Below are 22,563 nucleotides of genomic sequence, written 5' to 3'. Positions count from 1 at the left end.
TTAGACGACCGTCCCCATGGGAGGAAGGAACCCTACCTTTGCGTAGACGTCTGCTAGCGTCTCAGCGGCAATGCCGCGGGCCTTCGCAGCCCCCTGAGCCAGCAGACGGTCAAGCTCGCCCGGATCATCCAGCAGTTCCAGAGTACGAGAACGAATCGGCTCGATCCGCGCCACCACAGCCTCGGAAACATCGGCTTTGAGGTGCCCGTACATCTTGCCCTCGTAGTCCGCTACCAAGGACTGAATTGGTTTTTCGGTCAGCGTCGAGAGGATTTCCAGTAAGTTTGTCACTCCTGGCTTGTTCTCACGGTCGTGCGCAATCACCGTGTCCGCGTCTGTCACCGCAGACTTAATGCGTTTGGCGGTCACCTTTGGGTCGTCCATCAAGTTGATCAACCCGTTGGGCCCAGATGCTGATTTGGACATTTTGGCTGTTGGATTTTGCAAATCATAGATGCGGGCCCCTTCCTTCTGGATGAAGGCTTCTGGCACCGTGAACGTCTCACCAAAACGGTGGTTAAAACGCTTCGCCAGATCGCGGGCAAGTTCTACATGTTGGCGCTGATCGTCGCCAACAGGAACGCCCTGTGGGCGGTACAAAAGAATGTCGGCCGCCATCAGCACGGGGTACGTAAACAATCCAACGCTGGCCGCCTCCGCACCGCCCTTAGCGGATTTATCCTTAAACTGAGTCATCCGAGATGCCTCACCGAAGCCTGTGATGCAGTTCAGGACCCAAGCTAATTGAGCGTGCTCAGGGACATGCGACTGGACAAATAGGATGGATTTATCAACGTCGATACCACCAGCAATGTACTGCGCGGCAGTCTTGCGTGTTCGTTCCCGCAACTGTGCAGGGTCCTGAGCTACTGTGATGGCGTGCATATCCGGGATGAAGAACAGCGTCTGGTAGTCGTGTTGCGTTTTGACCCAATTAACCAGCGCGCCCAGATAGTTGCCAAGATGCAGGGAGTTCCCCGAAGGCTGCATGCCAGAGAGAACGCGGGGACGGGAAGTGGTCTCACTCATGGGGAATCAAGAGTCCTTTAGAACTTGTAGTCGACGACCAGCGGTGCGTGATCGGAGAAACGGGCTTCGTAGGAGTCCGCGCGGTCTACCACGCAGCTCTGAGCCAAAGCAGCCAGAGCCGGGGTTGCCATGTGGTAATCAATTCGCCAACCAGTGTCGTTCGTGAACGCCTGGCCGCGGTTGGACCACCATGTATACGGCCCTTCGACGTCCCCTGCCATTTCCCGGGCAACGTCCTTGAAGCCGATCTCCTCGCTGAAGAACTTGTCAAAATAGGCACGTTCTTCGGGCAGGAAACCTGCGCGTTTGACGTTGCCTTTCCAGTTTTTGATGTCCAAGGTGGTGTGCCCTACATTCAAATCACCAACCACCAATGCGTGCTCGCTGCTGGTGGCCAGCTGCGGCAGTTTGGTCATCATGGTGTCTAAGAACCGGAATTTATCATCCTGTTTCGGCGTGCCTACTTCGCCGGAGTGCACATAGGCACTGACAACGGTCAGCGTGGTTGCCTTGCCGTCGGCGCCGTTTAGAGTGTAGTCGGCTTCGACCCAGCGTCCGGTGGTGGCGAAGTAGTCATCGCCAATGCCAACACGCGTGGCCACCGGCGCTAACGAGTCTTTGCGAGTCGCGATAAGAACCCCGGCCCGCCCTTTCGCTTCCGCCTCGGCATGTACTAAATGCCAGTCGTCAGCCAGGAAGCCTTCGACGATCGCGTCTGGCGCCCTGACTTCCTGCAGACACAAAATGTCCACATCACGCGCGGCAAGCCAAGTCGCCATACCGTTCTTGTAGGCGGCTCGGATGCCGTTGACATTGACACTGGCGATCCGCAGATGACCATTTTTCGTAGCATTGCTCACTTGCTCCACCTTACCCTTTTCCCGTCCAGTTCACTCCCAGCGTTAGTCAAGAACGACGCCGGACACGGGCTCCTCGGGTGCGGTGGCGCCCGCTCCAGCATTCGGTTCCCGGGAAGAGGCTTGCCCGGCGTTGCGCCCGGCGTTCTTCTTCTCCATCGCCGCATCCATCTTTGCTTCTTGCGCTTCCCAGTCCGGGTTGATCATGCCCCGGCCATTGCAGGCAGTGATGTCAATGGTCTCCAAGGCCCGAGCCACCATGGCCTCGTCTTTGCCGATGTAGTCATTCACCACACCAATCTGGACACTAATGATCTTGAAGGAGTGATCGAGCTTCATCTCTCTCGCTTTGGCGCTAGTCCGGGAGCCGGATTCCTCGCTCACAAGGCGAGTTCCCGCACTGCTCGCGTCATGGGCGCTTTGCTGTTGGGCCATCTGCGCCTGAGCCAGCGCTACCTGGCGCGCACCAAACGCTGCAGCCTTGTGCACGCCGATGTAGACGGCTGTGGAGAGGGCCAACCACCCAAACGCAATGACGGCGATGACCCAGCCGAGCACTGTGCTGTTATTGGCTGCAAACACAATTGCCACCAAGAACACGATCGCCAGCACGATCGTGCCAAGGCCTGTGAACTTGCCGGGTTTGGTCATTTTGCCGGATCCAAGAGAAGTCATGCCTCTATTCTCTCAAACCAGACATGCTCCTGCACCACTCTTCCACCACCGGCGAACGGCTCCCTGGTGCGGGTCCCGAACGTGGTTGCGGGGTCTCGCAAATTGGGCCGCGCAAAAGGGCGGACGACGACGGAAGGTGAGTTCCGCCGTCGTCCGCCCAAAGCCTGTGGCCCGGAACGGCTAAATCAGCCGCGCTCTGCGGCCTCGACCACGTTAGCCAGCAGCATGGCCCGGGTCATCGGTCCCACGCCTCCCGGGTTAGGAGATATCCAACTGGCCACTTCAGCGGCAGCGGGCTCGACGTCGCCGGTGACCACTGCTTTGCCATGGCCGTCGTCGACCCTGCTGACGCCAACATCGAGAACAATGGCGCCCGGCTTGAGCTCAGCCGCCTTGATCATGTGCGGAACACCAGCAGCGGCAACCACCACATCGGCGTTGCGCAACTCGGCCGCTAAATCTAACGTGCCCGTGTGAGCCAACACCACGGTGGCATTGATATCGCGGCGGGTGAGCAGCAAGCCCATGGGCCGGCCAATGGTCACGCCGCGCCCCACAACGAGCACACGCTTGCCGTTCAGTGAAATCCCGTGGCGCTCAAGCAACACAATGCAGCCCTTGGGAGTACACGGCAGTGGGGAGATCATGGGCCGGTTGACATTGCCTACCAAGCGACCCAAGTTCATGGGGTGCAGACCGTCCGCGTCCTTGGCCGGGTCGATGGCCTCAAGCACCACGTCTTGGTCAATGTGGGCCGGCAGTGGAAGCTGAACGATGTAGCCGGTGCAACTTGGGTCCTCGTTGAGCGACTTCACCGCCGCCAAAACCTCATCCTGGGTGGCAGTTTCCGGTAAATCAATGCGAATGGACTTGATGCCCACATGCGCACAGTCCTTATGTTTGCCTCCCACATACCATTGGGATCCCGGATCCGAACCCACCAAAATAGTGCCCAGCCCCGGCGTGATGCCCCGTGCGGCCAGCGCAGCAACCCGATCGCTTAGCTCGGCCTTGATAGCCGCCGCGGTGGCCTTTCCATCGAGAATCTGTGCGCTCATGCGCCTACCACTCTTCCTGTCCCGGGTATAGCGGGAAGTCAGCAGTGAGGACCTTGACGCGGGCGCGCAGAGCGTCAACGTCGGCGCCGCCCTTCAGCGCGGCGGCGATGATCTCTGCAACCTCCGTGAATTCCTTAGCTCCGAACCCACGCGTAGCCAGAGCCGGGGTGCCAATCCGCAGACCCGAGGTGACCATCGGCGGGCGGGGATCAAACGGAACGGCATTTCGGTTGACGGTGATGCCAACGCTGTGCAGAAGGTCTTCGGCCTGCTGTCCGTCCAGCGAGGAGTTTCGCAGATCCACAAGAACCAGGTGGACGTCGGTGCCACCGGTCAACACGGACACCCCGGCTTGAGCAACATCCGGTGCGTTCAGGCGCTCGGCTATGATCTTGGCGCCCTCCAGAACACGCTGCTGGCGCTCCTTAAACTCCGCACCCGCAGCAACCTTGAATGCCACTGCCTTGGCCGCGATAACGTGCATGAGCGGGCCGCCCTGCTGCCCGGGGAACACAGCCGAATTGAGTTTTTTGGCCCATTCCTTCTTGGCCAAGATCACGCCGGAGCGCGGGCCGGAGAGGGTCTTGTGCACTGTAGAAGTCACGACGTCGGAGTAGGGCACGGGGGACGGGTGTAGGCCAGCTGCAACAAGGCCGGCGAAGTGTGCCATGTCCGTCCAGAGCAGCGCCCCAACTTCATCGGCGATGGAGCGGAACGCAGCAAAGTCCAGCTGACGCGGGTAGGCAGACCAGCCCGCGATGATGACCTGAGGCTTCTCCGCGATGGCCTGCTCACGCAGTTTGTCCATGTCGATCCGGAAGGTGTCTTCCTCTACCTGGTAGGCGGCGACGTCGTACAGTTTCCCGGAGAAGTTCAGCTTCATGCCGTGGGTTAGGTGGCCACCATGAGCCAGTGAGAGGCCCAGGATTTTCTCACCCGGTTTGATCATGGCTGCGAGTGCTGCGGCGTTTGCCTGGGCGCCTGAATGCGGCTGGACGTTGGCGTACTCGGCGTTGAAAAGGTCTTTCACCCGCTGGATGGCTAGGTTCTCGGCAACGTCAACGTACTCGCATCCACCGTAGTAGCGGCGGCCGGGGTAGCCCTCGGCGTACTTGTTTGTCAGGACGGAGCCCTGCGCTTCAAGTACTGCGCGGGGAGCAAAGTTCTCTGATGCGATCATTTCCAGCGTGTCACGCTGGCGACCCAGCTCGTCCTTGAGGACGGCGGCGATCTCGGGGTCCAGCTCGGAGAGCGGGGCATTGGTCACGGATTGGGTGGGGCTAAAGGACACTGAAGACTCCTGGGTGGACGACACGAAAAATACTCTTCTATGCCAGATTATCCGCAGAACGCGTCCGATGCGCAGCATGCTTCGCTGTGTTAATTGGTGGTGATCCCTGTGGAGATTCCCGTGGAATTGAGTAAAAATTCTTTGGAAATATCAGGGGCGGAACGAGATCACAACAAAACACAAGTGTGCTGCATAGCTGAGGACGGGACGAAATCAGACGTTAATCATTAAGCGGCGTTCGTGACCACGGTCCCAGGCGTACGATCCGCAGGTCTAGCATCGTGCTGCTCCCCGGTGGTGTCCCACCTCATCGCCAGTTGCAACACAACAATTCTAGTACAAGCCCGCAACTGCCGGTAACGTTGAACCGGTGACTGACTTCCGCTCCCCCTCCGCACCCTCGCCCAGCACGGACGCTTCCAACCTGAACGCACCCACCGCACCTGCCTGCGACGGATTCGTACTGACGCTTTCATGCGCCGACCAGCCGGGTATTGTCCATGCTGTAGCCGGAGCACTTCTGGAAGCGCGGTGTAACATCATCGATTCCCAGCAGTACGGAAACCCGGACACAGGCACCTTCTTCATGCGCGTTGCCGTTGAAACGGCTATGACTTTTACCCTTCTGCGCGAACACCTCGACGCGGTGGCCGCAGAGTTTGAGCTCAACTGGCAGTTACACCGAGCCGGCGCCCCCGTGCGAACCCTTATTCTTGCCTCAAAAGCAGCCCACTGCATCAACGATCTGTTGTTTCTCCAACGCTCCGGCACTTTGCCCATTGAAATCCCTGCAATTGTCTCAAACCATCGGGATCTGGAACCATTGGCGCAGTTTTATTCAATACCGTTTTACTACATCCCGGTTACCCTCGAAACGAAGGCACAGGCCGAAGCTGCGCTGATGGAACTCGTTGAAGCGCTCGATGTTGAGCTTGTTGTCTTGGCCCGCTATATGCAGGTGCTCTCCGATGAACTCTGCAAGAGCCTTCCCGGACGCGTCATCAATATCCATCATTCGTTCTTGCCCTCCTTCAAGGGCGCCAAGCCATATCACCAGGCTCATGCGCGGGGGGTAAAGATCATCGGCGCGACCGCCCATTATGTAACGGCCGCTTTGGATGAGGGCCCCATCATCGAGCAGGAGGTGATCCGGGTGGATCACGGCCACTCGGTGGAAAAATTCGTTGCCATGGGACGGGCCGTGGAGGCGCGAACCCTGGCCCAAGCCGTCCAGTGGCACGCCGAACACCGAGTTCTCTTGGACGGCACCCGCACTGTCGTCTTTGACTAATGCCCGCTTTAGGCTGGCGCAAAACCCGGTACGAGTTTTGCGCATAGTCGACCAGGCGCAGAACTCGCACCGAGTTTCGCGCCGCAGCGTTCTCACAACAGATATGGAGACACCATGAACCAGTTTTTCCCCTTTGACGGACATACGCCCGCTGTTGACAGCAGTGCTTTTGTAGCGCCGTCGGCAACGCTGATCGGACAGGCGACACTCGGAGCGCGGTCCAGCGCCTTTTACGGTGTGGTGGTGCGCGCAGACACCAACTCGATTACGGTCGGATCCGGCTCCAACCTCCAAGACAACGTGGTGCTGCACGCCGACGCCGGGTTTCCCACCAGCATTGGCGACGGCGTCAGCGTGGGCCACAACGCCGTGGTCCATGGCTGCACGGTAGAGGACAACTGCTTGATAGGCATGTCGGCAACCATAATGAACGGAGCCGTCATCGGCGAGGGCTCCTTGGTCGCTGGCGGCGCCGTCGTACTAGAAGGGGCCATCATCCCGCCTGGTTCTCTGGTTGCGGGTGTACCGGCCAAGGTTCGTCGCGGTTTAACACAGGAAGAACGCGAACACGTGCGCGACAACGCAACTCACTACGTGGAGCTGGCCCGCAAGCACAAAGAGATCCACGGGTAGTCGATCCACACTTGGATCGAACACATTAACGTAATTGAACATTTTAGCGTTAAGTTCTTGACCTCAATGTAGAAATAGGGCACGCTACTACTTATGTTCGACGACGACGCCAGCCTGCCTCCTGGCACCCACCCATCAGCGAGCCCCGGCTCTCAGTCGGCATTGCGTCAGCGCAATCAGCTCCGACTGACCGAACAACTGTTGCGTGGGGGCCCCGCAACGCAAGCCGAGCTGGCACGGCTGACCGGCCTTTCCACCGCAACAGTCTCCAACATCGTCAAAAGCATGCAGCAGGCTGGTCTGGTTACCCTCACCACCACCACGAGTTCTGGCCGGCGCGCCCACTCCGTGAGTTACACAGGTGACACCTCCCTCGCCGTCGGTATTGACTTCGGCCGTAGCCACGTTCGCGTAGTTTTGGCCAACCGCTCATACAAGGTGATCACAGAGCGCCAGATTCCCCTGCCCGTGGGCCACGACGCCACAGCGGGAATTTTTGCCGCCGCCCAATTGCTGGAAGAACTCATCACCGAAGAAGGGATCGACCGTTCCACTTTGGTGGGTGCAGGAGCTGGAATTCCCGGCCCCATCGACAAGCGCACAGGCAAGGTAATCCAAGGCGCCATCCTGCCAGAATGGGTGGGAATCAACCTTCATGAACGTCTTCAAAAGGCGCTTCAATTACCTGTTTTCATTGAAAATGACGCAAACTTGGGTGCCCTGGCTCAGATCACGTGGGGCCCTTTCACCGAAGTCCCCAACTTGGCGTTCGTCAAGATCGGAACGGGAATCGGCGCCGGCCTGATCATCAATGGATCCCTGTATTCGGGAAGCTTAGGCGTTACGGGTGAAATCGGTCATGTCACGATCGATGAATCGGGCCTCATCTGTCGCTGTGGAAATCGTGGTTGCCTAGAAACCATCGCCTCAACTGCCACCATGATCAACCTGCTTAGCCGCGACCGTCCGGATGCTGTCACTACCGAGGACATCGTCAGCCGTGCCAAGGCCGGGGATGCAACCACCTTGCGCGTACTCGAAGACGCTGGCACCGCCGTCGGCCGCGCACTCGCAAATATCTCAAACATCATGAGCCCTGACGTGATTGTCATCGGAGGTCCACTCGCAACCCTGGGTGAGATTCTCCTCGGACCCATACGCCGTGGCCTTCTACGCCATGCAGTGCCTGTCGTTGGCGAAAATACCACCCTGGCCACCTCATCCCTGACGTCCAGATCTGAGGCTCTAGGCGCCGTTTCGCTGGTCTTCCAAGATCTCCCTCACGTTAAAGTTCCTAAACCGTTACCATCTCGTTGCGTTAAAGGCTTGACGCCAATGCCGCAACCGAGTTGAATTTCTTCAGTACCAAAAAACCGTTGTGCCCCACATCACCAGGTGGCACCTCGGACCGATCCACCCGATCCACCAGCTGATGCGTCTGTGACGCAAAGACAAAGACGTCCGTCTTGGAAAGCGACCGCACATGTTGCCCGCAGCAAGCCCCATCATTCTCCAAATGCGATCAATCACCAAGGAATTTCCCGGCGTCAAGGCTCTTTCTGAAGTCTCCATCACAGTGCGTGCCAGCGAGATCCACGCCATCTGCGGCGAAAACGGTGCCGGTAAATCGACCCTGATGAAGGTCCTCTCCGGTGTTTATCCCTTTGGCAGCTACGACGGGGACATCGTTTATCAGAACGAGGTCTGCCAGTTCAAAGACATCCGCGCCAGCGAGGAAGCCGGCATCGTGATCATTCACCAGGAACTGGCACTGATCCCGGAGCTGTCCATCATGGAGAACATCTTCCTGGGCAATGAACCGACACGGTTTGGTGTCATCAACTGGGCACAGGCCCGCATTCGTGCTGTAGAGCTGCTAGCACGAGTGGGTCTGATTGAGGACCCTGACACTCCTGTCAAGGAGATCGGCGTCGGTAAGCAGCAGCTCGTGGAAATCGCCAAGGCCTTGAACAAGTCGGTGAAGTTGCTCATCCTTGACGAACCCACAGCAGCCCTAAACGAAGCCGACTCCCAGCACCTGCTAGACCTCATTCGGGGCTTGAAGTCAAAGGGCATCAGCTCCATCATGATCTCCCACAAGCTCAATGAAATTGAACAGGTCGCAGATTCCATCACCATCATCCGCGACGGGAAGACGATCGAGACTCTCGACGTCAAGGCCGACGGCGTTGACGAGGACCGCATTATCAAGGGCATGGTGGGACGCACCTTGGAATCGCGATTCCCGGATCACACGCCCAAGATCGGCGAGGTGTTCTTCGAGGTCAAGAACTGGACAGTTCGGCACCCTCAAGTCCAAGACCGCCTTGTTTGCAAGGGCTCATCGTTTAATGTCCGCCGCGGAGAGATCGTTGGCTTTGCTGGCCTCATGGGAGCAGGCCGCACCGAGCTTGCCCGCTCATTGTTTGGCCGTTCCTATGGGAACTATATTTCCGGCACGATCATCAAGGATGGCAAGGAAGTAACGCTCCGCAATGTTCACCAGGCGATCAAGCACGGGATCGGCTACCTCACCGAAGACCGTAAGTCGCTGGGCCTGAATCTGCTCGATGACATCAAAACCACTACCGTCGCCGCCAACCTTGAATCCATCTCCAAATTCAGCGTTGTGGATGTAACCGAGGAATATGCCGTCGCAGAAAAGTACCGCAAGCAATTGCGGACCAAAACCCCCAGCGTCGATGAGGGCGTTTCCAAGCTCTCCGGTGGCAACCAGCAAAAGGTGGTTTTGGCCAAATGGATGTTCGCCGACCCCGACCTTTTGATCCTTGACGAGCCCACCCGTGGCATTGACGTGGGCGCCAAATATGAGATCTACGGCATCATTCAAGAACTTGCCAACCAAGGAAAAGGCGTGATTGTTATTTCCTCGGAACTACCGGAATTGCTTGGCATCTCCGACCGCATCTACACCATCTTTGAAGGCGCCATCACGGGCGTCTTGAACAAAAACGAAGCCAGCCAAGAAACGTTGATGAAACGCATGACCGCTGTCAAGAAAACTGCCTAGACCAAGGGAAACAGGACCCCACCATGAACGCCATCAAACAACTCTTCGGCGGTAACACCCGCCAGTTCGGGATGATCTTTGCGCTAATCGCCTTGATCCTCTTCTTTCAGGTCAAGACCGGCGGTCTTGTCAACGGGCTCATACTCACCCCGGAAAACCTCATAAACCTCGTCAACGGGTACTCCTACATCTTGGTCTTGGCCATCGGTATGGTGCTTGTCATCATCGCCGGACACATTGACCTCTCAGTGGGATCCATCGCAGCATTCGTGGGAATCGTGGTCGCGCTCACCATGCGTGACTGGGGAATCCCGTGGTACATGGGGGTCGTGGTCGGTCTGGTGCTCGGGGCACTGATAGGGGCATGGCAGGGCTTCTTCGTGGCCTACGTGGGAATACCGGCATTCATTGTCACATTGGCGGGCATGTTGCTCTTCCGTGGCGCGAACCAGTTCTTCGGAAAGTCCTTGACAGTCCCCGTCCCCGTCGACTTTCAGTTCATTGGCACCGGGTACTTGCCTGAGATCGGCCCGAGCACCGGCTACAACAACCTGACCGTCTTGATCGGTCTGCTGGCAGTTGTCGCCATTGTCTGGGGTGAAATGCACAGCCGCAATAAGGCCGTGCGCTTGGGTGCTGTCGTAAAGCCGCTCTGGGTCACCATTTTCAAGCTCGTGCTCATTAGCGCCGTCATCCTTTACGCCACGTACCTTTTCGCTACAGGCCGTCCCGGCACCTCATTCCCCGTCCCGGGCATCATCTTGGGTGTCCTGATTCTTGTGTACGGTTTCGTCGCCTCGCGCACTACTATTGGCCGTCACATCTACGCGGTTGGCGGAAACAGGCACGCCGCGGCACTTTCAGGTGTCAAGAGCAAGCGCACCGATTTTCTGGTCATGTTGAACATGGCGGTCCTCTCTGGTCTCGCCGGCATGATGTTCATCGCCCGGTCCAATGCTTCCGGCGCCTACGACGGCGTTGGCTGGGAACTTGATGCCATTGCCGCTGTCTTCATCGGTGGAGCAGCTGTCACCGGCGGCGTCGGCACCGTGGTCGGGTCCATGATCGGTGGGCTGGTCATGGCAGTTTTGAACAACGGCCTCCAACTTCTGGGAATCGGCTCGGACCTTACCCAGATCATCAAGGGTCTGGTACTGCTGGCCGCCGTCGTCCTGGACGTCTACAACAAATCCCAGGGCAAGCCGTCCTTCATTGGCTTTATGACAAAGCGGCTTGGCCGCAAGGACGAATCTGGGCTCTCGACTGCGGAACCTCTCAAGGAAACAGTTTCCACTCAAGCTTAAACTTTCACTCACTGTGCACCATTTCATGAATAACCAAGAGAAAGTGATCCCCATGATCAAGCTCCACAAGGCCGTCACGTCTGTGGCTGCCATCCTGGCAGTCTCCGCCCTGGCAATGACCGGTTGCGGCCGTGCAGAAACCACTCCCGCTGCCTCTGGTGCCGCTGCTGGCTTCGCCGCTGACTCCGTCATCGGTGTCGCTTTGCCGCAGAAGACCAGTGAAAACTGGGTTCTGGCCGAGAAACTCTTCAACGACGGCCTCAAGACGGCTGGCTTCAAGGGTGACGTCCAGTTCGCCAACGCTGGTGTTTCTGAGCAGCAGAACCAGATCAGCGCCATGGTTGCCAAGGGCGCCAAGGTCATCATCGTCGGCGCCATCGACGGCGGCCAGCTTGGAACTCAGCTCAAGCAGGCCAAGGACGCTGGGGCAACGATTATCGCCTATGACCGCCTCCTGACGAACACCCCCGATGTTGACTACTATGTGGCGTACGACAACTTCAAAGTTGGCGAGCTCCAGGGGCAGGCACTCCTTGACGGTATGAAAGCTAAGAAGCCAACGGGCCCGTACAACATTGAACTCTTTGCCGGCTCCCCCGATGACGCCAATGCGAAGGTCTTCTTTGACGGAGCCATGAAGGTTCTCCAGCCCAAGATTGACGACGGAACCCTTAAGGTTGTCTCCGGACAGACCAGCTTCGAGCAGGCCGTAACGCAGGGTTGGAAGGCAGAGAACGCGCAGAAGCGTATGGACACTTTGTTGGTCGGCAGCTACGGCAGCGCCGAGCTGGATGGCGTTCTGTCCCCGAACGATACTCTGGCCCGGGCAGTTATCACCTCCGTCAAGGCTGCAGGAAAGTCCGTTCCGACCATCACCGGTCAGGATTCTGAAGTTGAGTCTGTGAAGTCCATCATGGCCGGAGAGCAGTACTCCACGATCAACAAGGACACCACAGCGCTGGTGAACCATGCGATCGAGATGGCTAAGGATCTGCAGGCTGGCAAGTCTTTGGAGATCAATGACCCGAAGTCCTACAACAATGGCGTCAAGGTTGTTCCGGCGTTCTTGCTGGTTCCCAAGATCGTGACGAAGGCGAACGCCGCTGAGGAATACGCCAATGACAAGGTACTTGGTCCGCTGACCAAGTAGAACCCATGGCAGAGGCCCCTTGGTCTCGGTACGTACGCCCCCTTTTGAGGTGTTCGAACCGAGGTCAGGGGGCCTTTGTTGCGTCCGCAAACATTTCCGCGCGGACGTCCCGGAACTGGCAGACTAGGGTGATGAGCATCCCACGTTACGTTGGCCAGCCCGACTGGTACACCAGTTTCAACCCGCAGACCCTTGCCGCCACTGGCACCACCTTGCGTTGGGGTGTGGTGGCCACCGGCAACATTGCGAAGACAGTCACGGCAGATCTGGCTCTTTTAGAGGACGCCACTTTGCAGGCTGTCAGTTCACGCAGTGCGGACAGTGCAGTGGCCTTTGCCGAGCAGTTCGGTTTCCATACCAGCTATTACGACGGCGGTCCTGACGGCCTCGGTGCCCCCGGCTACGTCCAGCTGGTGGCAGATCCCGACATCGACGTGGTCTATATTGCCACCCCTCACGCGTCTCACTACGATATTGCCAAAGCGGCGCTGGAAGCGGGCAAACACGTCTTGTGCGAGAAGGCCCTGACCATCACTGCCGCTGAGACGCGTTCCCTCATCGCACTAGCCCGGGCAAAAAAGCTATTCCTCATGGAAGCCGTATGGGCCCGTTTTGTGCCGGGGTTCCAACGCGCGCTTGAGATCATCACCTCGGGTGAAATCGGAGACATCAAGTGGGTTCGGGCAGATTTGGGCTTTCCGGCGCCTGAGGATGACACTGCCCGTATTTGGGCTCCGGCTGACGGCGGCGGTGCCCTCCTGGACATCAGCGTCTATCCGCTGCTTTGGGCGTGGGCTTGTCTTGGCAGGCCTGATGCAGTGTCCGCGACCGGCGAGCTGACGGCTCTGGGAGTAGATAGCCAAAATACTCTCACGCTCACGTATGACAGCGGCGCCCAAGCACAGCTGATCAGCTACCTGACCTCCCATGGACCTCGCACGGCAACCATTTCCGGCTCCAAAGGCTACATCGAGACTGTGGGTTCAGTGAACAACCCGAAGGGCCTACGCATTTGTGTGGGCTGGGAGAACGAGCGGAACGAAACCTTTGACTACCCCGGCAGCGGTTACACCTACCAGTTGCGCGAGGTGACTCGTTGCATCCAAGATGGGCTGTCGGAAAGTACCACCATGGCGTTGGATGACAGCCTGGCCATCATGGAACTCTTCGATGAAGCGCGCCGCCAGATGGGCATCAGCTACCCCAACGACTCACGCACGGACCTCTAACCCCAACGCTCGGTTACTTTAGGGGCAGAAATGCCAAACGCTCCCGCAGCTATTGCGGGAGCGTTTGGCATTTCTGCCCCTAAAGTAACCGAGCGTCTAAGTAGGTGGGGTCCTATGAAAGTACGACGGCGGCCCTCCGCCCTCTGTGCGGAGGGAAAGAACCGCCGTCGTACTTTGCTATCCGTCTAACCGACGCCCAAGTATGCTTCCTTGATGGCGGGATTTGCCAGCAATTCCTTACCGGTACCGCTGTGCGTGATCTCCCCGGTCTCCAAGACGAAGGCCCGGTGTGCCCTCGCCAGAGCCTGGTTGGCGTTCTGCTCCACCAACAACACCGTGGTTCCCTGGCTGTTAATTTCGGTCACGATCTTGAAGATCTGGCGAATGAACTGCGGAGCCAGACCCATTGACGGCTCATCCAACAGCAGCAGTTTAGGCCGGGACATCAGGGCCCGCCCGATGGAGAGCATCTGCTGCTCACCACCGCTCATGGTGCCACCGTACTGCCTTTCTCGTTCCTTCAGCCGAGGGAAAAGCGTGAACACGCGCTCCAGATCTTCCGGCACGCCCGAACGGTTCTTCCGCCCAAACGTACCCATATCCAAGTTTTCCAGCACGGTCATGGCAGGAAAAATCCCTCGTCCTTCCGGCGCCTGGGAAATCCCCTGCACCACCCGGATGTGGGCTTTCATCTTGGTGATGTCTTCATCCATGAACTTGATGGTGCCACTGGTCGGATTCAGCAAACCCGAAATGGTCTTCATCGTGGTGGTCTTGCCGGCGCCATTGGCACCAATAAGGGAGACGATCTCCCCCTCCTCCACTGTGAAGGACATCTCCTTGATCGCCTGGATCCGACCGTAGTGGACGGAAACGTTTTTTAGCTCAAGCAAAGTCATCTTCGGGCTCCCCTAGATAAGCGGAAACGACCTTGGGGTCTTCCCTGATCACTGATGGAATGTTGTCGGCAATTTTCTTCCCGAACTCCAGCACCACAATCCTATCGGTGACACCCATGACCAGTTTCATGTCGTGCTCAATCAAGAGGACGGTGTAGCCGTCGTCGCGGATGATGCGGATGAGCTGCATCAGCTCTTCCTTCTCCGCCGGGTTGAAGCCGGCAGCCGGCTCATCCAGACACAGCACCTTCGGATCAGTCGCTAACGCGCGTGCGATCTCGAGCCGGCGCTGGCTACCATACGGCAAGTGCCTAGAAAGTGTTGCAGCCTGATCAGCGATGCCAACAAATTCCAGAAGGGCCATTCCGCGCTCAATGGCAGATTTCTCCTCCCGGATGTGTCGAGGTAGGCGCAGCAGCGCGCCAACGACGGACGTCTTGTGCCGTGCGTCCAATCCCACCACAACATTTTCCAGTGCCGTCATCTCGCCGAAAAGGCGGATGTTCTGAAAGGTTCGTGCCAACCCGGCACGAGTAATTTTGTGCTGTTTCATTCCGTTGAGCAACTTGCCCTCAAGGAGCACCTGACCACTTGTTGGCTTATAAACCCCCGTCATGGCATTGAAGCACGTAGTCTTCCCAGCCCCATTAGGGCCGATCAACCCCAGGATCTCCCCGCGCTTGATATTGAAGCTGACGTCGTCCATGGCCAGTAGGCCACCAAACTTCACGGTGAGGTTCTTCACCTCCACCAAGTTATCTCCAACCTTGACCCCAATGTCACGTTCGGAGGCTGCGGTTTCTGCTACACCCTCCGAAGGGATACGAGTCCGTGGGCCAGTTAATTCGGCAGATTCACTCACTTGGAAAGCTCCTCTCCGAGATTGGTAGCCGGCTGGGCGTTCTTTGCGTCATTGGATTTCTTCACTGCCGCATACGCTTTCTGTCCATAAGCGAGCAACTGTTGCCGGGCCGCAAGTAGACCGTGCGAACGGTAGATCATGATCAGGCACAGTGCCAAGCCAAAGATCAGGAACTTGTATTCGGCAACGGCAGTAAACCGCAGCGGAATGTATGCCACGAGGGCCCCACCAATAATCGCGCCAACTTTATTGCCTGCACCACCGAGAACGACGGCGGCGACGAACAAAATGGAGGTGACGACGTCGAACTTTTGGTTGTTCACGAAGCCGACCTGACCACCCATCAAGGCTCCTGCCAAACCGCCGATCCCGGCGCCCATGGCAAATGCCCAGACCTTGTACTTGAACGTTGGGACACCCATGGTCTCGGCGGCGTCCTCGTCCTCGCGGATGGCGATCCAGGAGCGGCCCACACGGCTACGCTCCAGGTTGCCCACCAAGAACAAGATGACTATCAAAATAGTCAGCGTCAGCCAGTACCACGGGGTGCCGTTGGAGTTCGCGAAGATCGGAATACCATCAGCACCGACACCGGGTGGGTGACCAACGTTCTGGAAACCAACCTGGCCTTTCATTGCGGGGATGATGGTCGCTAGGATACGTACAATCTCGCCAAAGCCGAGCGTTACGATCGCCAAGTAGTCACCACGTAGACGCAACGTTGGCAGACCCAACAGAACGCCAACAAACATCGTGACGGCCATAGCGACAGGGATTGTCCACAAGTATGGGATTTTGATGAACGCGGAGTCCGGACTTGTTAACATGGCCGCTGTATAGGAACCAACAGCGAAGAACGCGATGTACCCCAGGTCCAACAGACCTGCGTAACCAATCACAATATTCAAACCGACAGCTACCAGAGCATAAATTGCCATGAGCTGACACGCGAGGGGGAAATCGTTACCTGGCTCGGTACTGATAAACGGCGGATTGATGACCGGAAGGAGATAGGCCAACGCGACAACAACAATCAAAAATAGCCATTGTTTTTGCCGGGGCAGGGCCGCCCAACGATCACTCCAGGCACCAAACAGCTTGCCCTTTCGGCGCGCCGCGGAACTGGATCCGGGCGGTGTGCCGACGGCCTCACGGTCTTCGTCAATCTGCTCGGACTTGGCTGTGTGCAGGGGCTTAGGCCCATCTGACATGCTCATGCCTTGCTCCTTCCCAGCGACGTTCCAAGGATGCCCTCGGGACGGAACAGCAACACCAAAACAAGAACCATGAATGCGACGACGTCGGTCCACTGCGAGTTGCCGAGCAGGATCTGGCCGTAGTTGCCGATCAAGCCCAGCAGCAGGCCTCCGAGCAGCGCTCCACGGACGTTACCAATTCCACCGAGGACTGCTGCGGCAAACGCTTTGATGCCGAGGATAAACCCACCGTTGTAAACAACACCGGAGGGAATCTTCATAACGTAGAACAAAGCCGCCGCACCTGCCAAGATCCCACCAATCACGAAAGTCGTGATGATGATGCGTTCCTTATTGACACCCATCAAGGTTGCCGTGTCCGGATCCTGCGCAACGGCACGGATACCACGGCCGGTCCGGGACTTACTAATGAACAGATCAGTGACGACCATCATGATGACGGCTGCACAGACGATGATCAACTGATCCGAATAGATGATGGTGCCAAAGACGTCAAAGATTGGCGTCGGTTTGAACATAGTCAGCGCCTGCTCTGGCACCGGGCCACGCCAGATGAAAATCAGGTACTGGATGGTGAAAGAAGCACCGATCGCGGTGATCAAAAAGACCAAGCGAGGAGCATTGCGCTTACGCAATGGCTTGTAAGCGAGCCGCTCCAGCAGGAAGGCCGTAAGAGCCGAGGCAGCAATGGCCACTATAAATGCGAGCAGCAGATTCACAATGATCTGGCCGATGTCAAGGTTAGGAGCTGATGGCCCAAAGCCTAGGAAGCTAAGCGTGAACCAGACCCCGTAACAACCCATGATGAACACTTCGGAGTGAGCAAAGTTGATGAGGTTCAGCACGCCGTAAACAAGCGTGTAGCCGAGGGCCACCAGCGCGTAGATGGAGCCAAAGGTCAGGCCGTCAAAAGTGGCTGACCAAAAATTTTGTGCGAGAGAAGGGAAATCGAGGGTGATCCAGTCATTGGACACCGGAGCGGCCAAGAGGATGGTTGGAAGCATAAGTACTGTCCGATCTTGCGGGGTGCCGGGTCAGATTTTGCCCGCGGCTCCCGGATCATTCGTGTGGGCTAGAAAGAGGTACACGTGAAAATGTTGTGGGGCGTGAAAACCCCGCCCCACAACATTTTTTACGTGCCGAGGATTACTCCCCGATGGCACCGATGGGAACGATCTTTCCGTTCTCAACCTTGTAGCCGTAAACGGTCGGGGCCTGAAGTTCGCCCTTGTCGTTCCACTTGTAATGCTTGCTCAAACCATCTTTGTCGTAGCTCTTGACCCACTTGAGCAGCGACGGACGATCCTGGTTACCGGCATCGATACCCGAAAGCAGTACCGTCGCCGCGTCGTAGCCTTCGATCGAGTAGGTACCGGGCTCCATGTTTGCCAGAGACTTGTAAGCCTTCTCGAAGCTCGGGATCAGTTCGCCGGGGATGCAGGGGCAGGTGAAGTACGAGTTGGACGATGCGTCGCCGGCCTGCTTGATGAACTGGTCATCTTTCAAACCATCCGGTCCTACGAACGTACCGGTGTAGCCCTTTGCCACCAGCTGCTGATCGAACGGTGCGCCTTCAGCGTAGTAGCCGGAGTAAAATACCGCATCAGCCTTCGAGTTCATGATTTTAGAAATCGTGGCCGAGAAGTCCTTCTGGCCGGTGGTGACCTTGTCTGTTCCGATCAAGGCGGAGCCCAAACCGTCAGAGGTGGTCTTGCCCAGGCCGATGCCATATTCGGAGTCGTCTTGGACAATGTAGACCTTCTTGGCCTGGAGCTTGCCCGTGATGAACTTCGCTGCTGCCGGGCCCTGAACGGCGTCGTTGCCCAAGCCGCGGAAGAACGTGGTCCAACCATTGTCAGTCAATGCCGGGTTGGTGGCAGCTGGCGTGATGTGAACGAGTTTGACCTGTTCGAAGATATTACCCGTTGATTTAGATTCGCCGGAGAACGGCAGACCCACAACGCCGATGATGCCTTCTTCTTTGGTGGCCTGGGTAACGGGGCCAGTGGCCTTGTTCGGGTCACCTTCAGTATCAAACTTCTTGAACTGGACCTGACAGCCTGGATTGGCTGCATTGTGCTCGTTGATTGCCAACTGGACACCGTTGAAGATGTTGATACCCAGCTGCGCGTTCGCACCGGTTTCTGCACCTACGTAGGCCAGTGTGGTGGTTGCCGGGCAGTTGGCCTTGCCATCGCCTGCCGGGAGTACAGCATCCTTCGGGGTTTCCACCGAGGTCAGTGCCGGGATGTTAACTGCGCCCGCTGCTCCTTCCGAAGTACTGCCTCCGGGAGCGGCGGCCTGGTTCGCACAACCGCCCAGCAGCATGCCAAGGGTGGCTGCTGCAGCCAACGTGGTCATAACTTTCTTACGGTACATAAATTTGCCTTCCGGACTATGTCGCCGGGCCCGGGGGAACATCTTCGTCCACCGGTTTCCGAGCGCTTCACGAAAGCTGACACTACCCGGCTTGAAGTGGCGTAGGACACATTTATACGTAAAGATCTGATAACAGATGTGATATCCACGACTAAACCGCAATTATCAAGACGTTATCGGCAAATCTCGTCCGCCTTTCGGATCATTCATTAGCAATGATGCCGGAGCCCAAAACGAAACTGGCCCGCAGTAAACGTCGTAAAACGCGCCAAAAAGCGCGTTTTACGACGTTTACTGCGGGCCAGTTGGGTGGTGCTAGGAGAGAGCGTCGATCGCGTGGTTCAGCGTGGCCGACGGGCGCATAATTGCGGCCACCTTCGCAGCATCCGGAAGATAGTACCCACCCAAGTCCACAGGTGAGCCTTGAACAGCGGCGAGTTCGCCGATGATGACGTCCTCATTTTCGCTCAAGTCAGCGGCGACGCTGGCAAATGCTGCGGCGAGCTCTGCGTCTACGCTCTGGGCGGCCAACTCCTGTGCCCAGAACTTGGCAAGGTGGAAGTGACTGCCACGGTTGTCGATCTCGCCGACCTTGCGCTTAGGCGACTTATTCTCCAACAAGAAGGTGCCGGTGGCACGATCCAACGTGTCCGCCAAGATCTGCGCGCGCGCATTTCCCTTGGACACAGCTAGGTGCTCAAAAGAAACGGCCAGTGCCAAGAACTCGCCAAGACTGTCCCACCGCAGGTGGTTTTCCTTCACCAACTGTGTGACGTGCTTCGGGGCCGAACCACCGGCACCGGTCTCAAACAATCCGCCGCCTGCAATCAACGGGACGACTGAGAGCATTTTGGCGCTGGTACCGAGCTCCAAAATGGGGAACAGGTCCGTCAAATAGTCACGCAGCACGTTGCCGGTCACGGAGATGGTGTCCTCGCCGCGGCGGATGCGTTCCAGTGTGAACGCGGTGGCCTCCACGGGCGACATGATCTTGATCGTCAGGCCATCCGTATCGAAGTCTTTGAGGTACTCGGTAACCTTGGCGATGACATTGAGGTCATGTGCGCGGGTTGGGTCCAGCCAGAAAATGGCAGGAGTGGACGACGCGCGGGCACGGGTGACGGCGAGTTTGACCCAGTCCCGGACGGGGATGTCCTTGACCTGGCAGGCACGCCAAATGTCACCAGCTTCGACGTCGTGCTTTATCAAAACGGTACCTGCAGCATCAACGATCTGCACGACGCCGGACTCAGCGATCTCAAACGTCTTGTCATGGCTGCCGTATTCTTCAGCGGCCTGGGCCATGAGGCCAACGTTGGGGACAGTACCCATGGTGGTGGGGTCAAAGGCACCGTGTGCGCGGCAGTCATCAATGGTGGCCTGGTAAACACCGGCGTAGCTGCTATCAGGCAGCACGGCGAGGGTGTCGTGCTCTTGACCATCCGCGCCCCACATGTGTCCGGACGTGCGGATCATGGCAGGCATGGACGCGTCAACGATCACGTCCGAAGGGACGTGGAGGTTGGTGATGCCCTTATCCGAGTCGACCATAGCCAAAGCTGGGCCGTCTGCGTAACCCTTCTTGATGGCTGACTCAATGCCTTCGCGGACGTCGCTTGGCAACGTATTGAGACCGTTCAGGATGGAGGCCAGCCCGTTGGCGGGGCTCAGGCCAGCGGCGGTCAAGGCATCGCCGTACTGAGCAAACAGCTCCGGGAAGAAAGCCTTGACGACGTGGCCAAAGATGATGGGATCGGAGACCTTCATCATGGTCGCCTTCAAATGTGCGGAAAAGAGTATGCCCTCTTTCTTGGCACGGGCAATCTGGACGGCCAAAAACTCGTCCAGAGCGGCGGCACTCATGAGCGTGCCATCAACAATTTCGCCGGCCAGAACAGGGAAGGCGTCCTTGAGGACTGTGACGGTACCATCCTGAGCCAAGAATTGAATTTTGATTTTACCGTCGGCTTCGATGATGACTGACTTCTCATTGTGGCAGAAGTCGCCAGTGGCCATCGTTGCTACATTTGTCTTGGACTCGCTGGACCAGGCGCCCATGCTGTGGGGGTTAGCCTTGGCGTAATTCTTCACTGACAATGGGGCACGGCGATCGGAGTTACCCTCGCGCAAGACCGGGTTTACAGCGCTGCCCTTGATTTTGTCGTAGCGGGCGCGAACGTTCTTGTCTTCGTCGGTGGAAGGGTCATCCGGATAATCCGGCAGAGCATAGCCCTTGCCCTGAAGCTCGGCGACTGCAGCTTTTAGCTGCGGGATGGACGCGCTAATATTCGGCAGCTTAATGATGTTAGCGTCAGGGTCCTTAACCAGGACCCCCAGTTCCGCCAGGGCATCGTGGACACGCTGGTCCTCAGTGAGGTAGTCGCCGAAGGTCGCAATGATGCGCCCAGCGAGGGAGATGTCGCGCGTCTCAATATCGACGCCTGCGGTCGAGGCAAAAGCCTGAACGATCGGCAGCAGCGAATACGTGGCCAGAGCTGGCGCTTCGTCGGTGTGTGTGTAGATAATTTTTGCCATGGGGTGAGGCGTCTCCTACGAAAATTCTACGGATATCTGCGAATCTGGTGAGATTTGTTTCCCCTCCAACTTACCCGAGAGGTCCCCTTTGACGCGTATCGGCGCAGTCCGGGCACCCCTTTGTGACCGGTACCTGACAACAGCACCTACTTTGAGTAGCGTTGAAGTATGAAGCTAACCGGAGAACTAGAAACCGCCATCAATAGCCAAGTAACCATGGAAATCGAAGCAGCAGTGGTCTACCGCCAGCTTGCTGTCGAAATGGACGTCCAAGATTTGCCGGGTATTTCGCGCTGGTTCCTGGCACAGTCTGACGAGGAACTGGTCCACGCACAGAAGTTCATTAGCCACATGACCGACAGGGACGCTCACCCGAGGATCGGAGCCATTCCGGCAGCGAACCTGCAGATCACAACGGTTCTAGACGCTTTCAAAGCAGCGCTGAGCAATGAACAAAAAGTTTCGGAGTCCATCCGCGGCTTGTACCGTTTGGCCCAGCAACAAGGCGACATTGATTCTTTGCCCTTGCTGACCTGGTTTGTCAGTGAGCAGCTTGAGGAGGAGGCTTCAGTGGCTGAAATCATCGGCCGGGTGGGTCTGATCGGCACAGATGGAAACGGATTACTGCGCTTGGATGCCGAACTTGGCGCCAGGGAACCCGGCGCAGCGGAGTAAAACCGGGAAAACCGGCAGAACCGTAGATTTCGAGTATTTTTTGTGGGCGGACCGCCATGGCGGTTCGCCCACACTGGATTAAGAACCTGCGCTTGCGGTTACTTCCCGTGCCTGGCTACATACCCGGCGGGAACTGTTGCTGGTTCTGCGCCTGACGCATAGCCTGCTGATGTGCGGCATTGTGCGCATCGAGCCCGGCGTTATGCCCTGAACCCGGCCCTCGCATGTTTGCAGGACGCATGGTTCCGTCGTCGTCAATCTCCATCATGACGTATCTACGCCGGCCCCGGCCGCGGATCAGCTGCACAATCACGAACACGATGACGACAACGATGAAAACGGCGATCACGGCGAAGAAGATGATGAAGAAAGTTTCCGAAGACAGCAAGCCCTCGAACCAGCCGCCGACTGACGGATTGTCCGGATTCATTAGAAGCACTCCCCCATT

The 22,563-nt window shown here is 57.5% G+C and carries 20 protein-coding genes and 1 riboswitch; of the genes, 8 read left to right on the top strand and 12 right to left on the bottom strand.

Going from position 1 to position 22,563, the window contains the following annotated elements:
• The 5 genes from trpS to glyA form a co-directional block, all read right to left on the bottom strand.
• Window positions 1–1,029 carry a tryptophan--tRNA ligase gene (trpS, locus tag LOH53_RS01020; RefSeq protein ID WP_230065858.1) on the bottom strand — a complete coding sequence of 343 codons (1,029 nt, stop codon included), beginning with the start codon at window positions 1,027–1,029 and terminating at the stop codon, window positions 1–3.
• 17 nt (window positions 1,030–1,046) lie between these two features.
• A complete protein-coding gene (locus tag LOH53_RS01015) occupies window positions 1,047–1,889 on the bottom strand; it encodes an exodeoxyribonuclease III (RefSeq protein WP_230065857.1) in 843 nt (280 codons plus the stop codon).
• 42 nt (window positions 1,890–1,931) lie between these two features.
• Complete coding sequence (locus LOH53_RS01010; protein WP_230065856.1) at window positions 1,932–2,561, bottom strand: hypothetical protein; 630 nt, start codon at window positions 2,559–2,561, stop codon at window positions 1,932–1,934.
• Between the two features lie 185 nt (window positions 2,562–2,746).
• Entirely contained in the window at window positions 2,747–3,619 is an 873-nt protein-coding gene (locus tag LOH53_RS01005; protein ID WP_230065855.1) for a bifunctional methylenetetrahydrofolate dehydrogenase/methenyltetrahydrofolate cyclohydrolase, read from the bottom strand.
• Between the two features lie 4 nt (window positions 3,620–3,623).
• Window positions 3,624–4,910 carry a serine hydroxymethyltransferase gene (gene glyA / locus LOH53_RS01000; protein WP_326832729.1) on the bottom strand — a complete coding sequence of 429 codons (1,287 nt, stop codon included), beginning with the start codon at window positions 4,908–4,910 and terminating at the stop codon, window positions 3,624–3,626.
• Between the two features lie 243 nt (window positions 4,911–5,153).
• Window positions 5,154–5,241, bottom strand: a riboswitch (ZMP/ZTP riboswitch).
• Between the two features lie 93 nt (window positions 5,242–5,334).
• Between glyA and purU the strand changes: the two genes are divergently transcribed.
• The 7 genes from purU (at window position 5,335) to LOH53_RS00965 (ending at window position 13,548) form a co-directional block, all read left to right on the top strand.
• Window positions 5,335–6,201 (top strand): formyltetrahydrofolate deformylase, encoded by an 867-nt coding sequence (purU, locus tag LOH53_RS00995; protein WP_230066213.1) that lies wholly within the window; start codon window positions 5,335–5,337, stop codon window positions 6,199–6,201.
• Between the two features lie 114 nt (window positions 6,202–6,315).
• Window positions 6,316–6,834, top strand: a complete 519-nt coding sequence (locus tag LOH53_RS00990) for a gamma carbonic anhydrase family protein (RefSeq protein WP_230065854.1) — start codon at window positions 6,316–6,318, stop codon at window positions 6,832–6,834.
• 93 nt (window positions 6,835–6,927) lie between these two features.
• Window positions 6,928–8,187, top strand: coding sequence for an ROK family transcriptional regulator (locus LOH53_RS00985; protein WP_230065853.1), 1,260 nt, complete (start codon window positions 6,928–6,930; stop codon window positions 8,185–8,187).
• Between the two features lie 130 nt (window positions 8,188–8,317).
• Window positions 8,318–9,865, top strand: a complete 1,548-nt coding sequence (gene mmsA, locus LOH53_RS00980) for a multiple monosaccharide ABC transporter ATP-binding protein (RefSeq protein ID WP_230065852.1) — start codon at window positions 8,318–8,320, stop codon at window positions 9,863–9,865.
• A 23-nt stretch (window positions 9,866–9,888) separates the two neighbouring features.
• A complete protein-coding gene (mmsB, locus tag LOH53_RS00975) occupies window positions 9,889–11,169 on the top strand; it encodes a multiple monosaccharide ABC transporter permease (RefSeq protein ID WP_230065851.1) in 1,281 nt (426 codons plus the stop codon).
• Window positions 11,170–11,221: 52 nt separating this feature from the next.
• Window positions 11,222–12,319 (top strand): substrate-binding domain-containing protein, encoded by a 1,098-nt coding sequence (locus LOH53_RS00970; protein WP_230065850.1) that lies wholly within the window; start codon window positions 11,222–11,224, stop codon window positions 12,317–12,319.
• 131 nt (window positions 12,320–12,450) lie between these two features.
• Entirely contained in the window at window positions 12,451–13,548 is a 1,098-nt protein-coding gene (locus LOH53_RS00965) for a Gfo/Idh/MocA family protein (RefSeq protein ID WP_230065849.1), read from the top strand.
• 185 nt (window positions 13,549–13,733) lie between these two features.
• Here the strand turns inward: LOH53_RS00965 and LOH53_RS00960 are convergent, their stop codons facing one another.
• The 6 genes from LOH53_RS00960 to LOH53_RS00935 all read right to left on the bottom strand — a co-directional run bounded on the left by LOH53_RS00960 (window position 13,734) and on the right by LOH53_RS00935 (window position 21,440).
• Entirely contained in the window at window positions 13,734–14,447 is a 714-nt protein-coding gene (locus LOH53_RS00960; RefSeq protein ID WP_230065848.1) for an ABC transporter ATP-binding protein, read from the bottom strand.
• Window positions 14,434–15,309 carry an ABC transporter ATP-binding protein gene (locus tag LOH53_RS00955; protein WP_376991943.1) on the bottom strand — a complete coding sequence of 292 codons (876 nt, stop codon included), beginning with the start codon at window positions 15,307–15,309 and terminating at the stop codon, window positions 14,434–14,436. Before LOH53_RS00955 ends, LOH53_RS00960 begins: the two co-directional genes overlap by 14 nt.
• Window positions 15,306–16,526, bottom strand: coding sequence for a branched-chain amino acid ABC transporter permease (locus LOH53_RS00950; RefSeq protein ID WP_230065847.1), 1,221 nt, complete (start codon window positions 16,524–16,526; stop codon window positions 15,306–15,308). Before LOH53_RS00950 ends, LOH53_RS00955 begins: the two co-directional genes overlap by 4 nt.
• Entirely contained in the window at window positions 16,523–17,530 is a 1,008-nt protein-coding gene (locus LOH53_RS00945) for a branched-chain amino acid ABC transporter permease (RefSeq protein WP_230065846.1), read from the bottom strand. Before LOH53_RS00945 ends, LOH53_RS00950 begins: the two co-directional genes overlap by 4 nt.
• 142 nt (window positions 17,531–17,672) lie before the next feature.
• Complete coding sequence (locus tag LOH53_RS00940) at window positions 17,673–18,905, bottom strand: branched-chain amino acid ABC transporter substrate-binding protein (RefSeq protein ID WP_230065845.1); 1,233 nt, start codon at window positions 18,903–18,905, stop codon at window positions 17,673–17,675.
• A 315-nt stretch (window positions 18,906–19,220) separates the two neighbouring features.
• Entirely contained in the window at window positions 19,221–21,440 is a 2,220-nt protein-coding gene (locus LOH53_RS00935; protein WP_230065844.1) for an NADP-dependent isocitrate dehydrogenase, read from the bottom strand.
• 168 nt (window positions 21,441–21,608) lie between these two features.
• Between LOH53_RS00935 and LOH53_RS00930 the strand changes: the two genes are divergently transcribed.
• A complete protein-coding gene (locus LOH53_RS00930) occupies window positions 21,609–22,115 on the top strand; it encodes a ferritin (protein WP_230065843.1) in 507 nt (168 codons plus the stop codon).
• Window positions 22,116–22,230: 115 nt separating this feature from the next.
• On the opposite strand, the gene LOH53_RS00925 is transcribed toward LOH53_RS00930, so the two are convergent.
• On the bottom strand, window positions 22,231–22,545 hold the full coding sequence (locus LOH53_RS00925; protein WP_230065842.1) for a hypothetical protein: 315 nt from the start codon (window positions 22,543–22,545) through the stop codon (window positions 22,231–22,233).
• Between the last annotated feature and the right edge of the window lie 18 nt (window positions 22,546–22,563).

The organism is Arthrobacter cryoconiti (assembly GCF_020905375.1).
Lineage (GTDB): Bacteria > Actinomycetota > Actinomycetes > Actinomycetales > Micrococcaceae > Specibacter > Specibacter cryoconiti.
The sequence above is the reverse complement of the archived record's forward strand: the minus strand, read 5'-3'. Positions and strand labels throughout refer to the sequence as shown.

Coding starts and splice junctions, on each gene's coding strand:
- trpS (WP_230065858.1), bottom strand. CDS start 1,029: ATGAGTGAGACCACTTCCCGTCCCCGCGTTCTCTCTGGCATGCAGCCT.
- LOH53_RS01010 (WP_230065856.1), bottom strand. CDS start 2,561: ATGACTTCTCTTGGATCCGGCAAAATGACCAAACCCGGCAAGTTCACA.
- LOH53_RS01005 (WP_230065855.1), bottom strand. CDS start 3,619: ATGAGCGCACAGATTCTCGATGGAAAGGCCACCGCGGCGGCTATCAAG.
- LOH53_RS00990 (WP_230065854.1), top strand. CDS start 6,316: ATGAACCAGTTTTTCCCCTTTGACGGACATACGCCCGCTGTTGACAGC.
- LOH53_RS00985 (WP_230065853.1), top strand. CDS start 6,928: ATGTTCGACGACGACGCCAGCCTGCCTCCTGGCACCCACCCATCAGCG.
- mmsA (WP_230065852.1), top strand. CDS start 8,318: ATGTTGCCCGCAGCAAGCCCCATCATTCTCCAAATGCGATCAATCACC.
- mmsB (WP_230065851.1), top strand. CDS start 9,889: ATGAACGCCATCAAACAACTCTTCGGCGGTAACACCCGCCAGTTCGGG.
- LOH53_RS00970 (WP_230065850.1), top strand. CDS start 11,222: ATGATCAAGCTCCACAAGGCCGTCACGTCTGTGGCTGCCATCCTGGCA.
- LOH53_RS00965 (WP_230065849.1), top strand. CDS start 12,451: ATGAGCATCCCACGTTACGTTGGCCAGCCCGACTGGTACACCAGTTTC.
- LOH53_RS00960 (WP_230065848.1), bottom strand. CDS start 14,447: ATGACTTTGCTTGAGCTAAAAAACGTTTCCGTCCACTACGGTCGGATC.
- LOH53_RS00950 (WP_230065847.1), bottom strand. CDS start 16,526: ATGAGCATGTCAGATGGGCCTAAGCCCCTGCACACAGCCAAGTCCGAG.
- LOH53_RS00945 (WP_230065846.1), bottom strand. CDS start 17,530: ATGCTTCCAACCATCCTCTTGGCCGCTCCGGTGTCCAATGACTGGATC.
- LOH53_RS00940 (WP_230065845.1), bottom strand. CDS start 18,905: ATGTACCGTAAGAAAGTTATGACCACGTTGGCTGCAGCAGCCACCCTT.
- LOH53_RS00935 (WP_230065844.1), bottom strand. CDS start 21,440: ATGGCAAAAATTATCTACACACACACCGACGAAGCGCCAGCTCTGGCC.
- LOH53_RS00930 (WP_230065843.1), top strand. CDS start 21,609: ATGAAGCTAACCGGAGAACTAGAAACCGCCATCAATAGCCAAGTAACC.
- LOH53_RS00925 (WP_230065842.1), bottom strand. CDS start 22,545: ATGAATCCGGACAATCCGTCAGTCGGCGGCTGGTTCGAGGGCTTGCTG.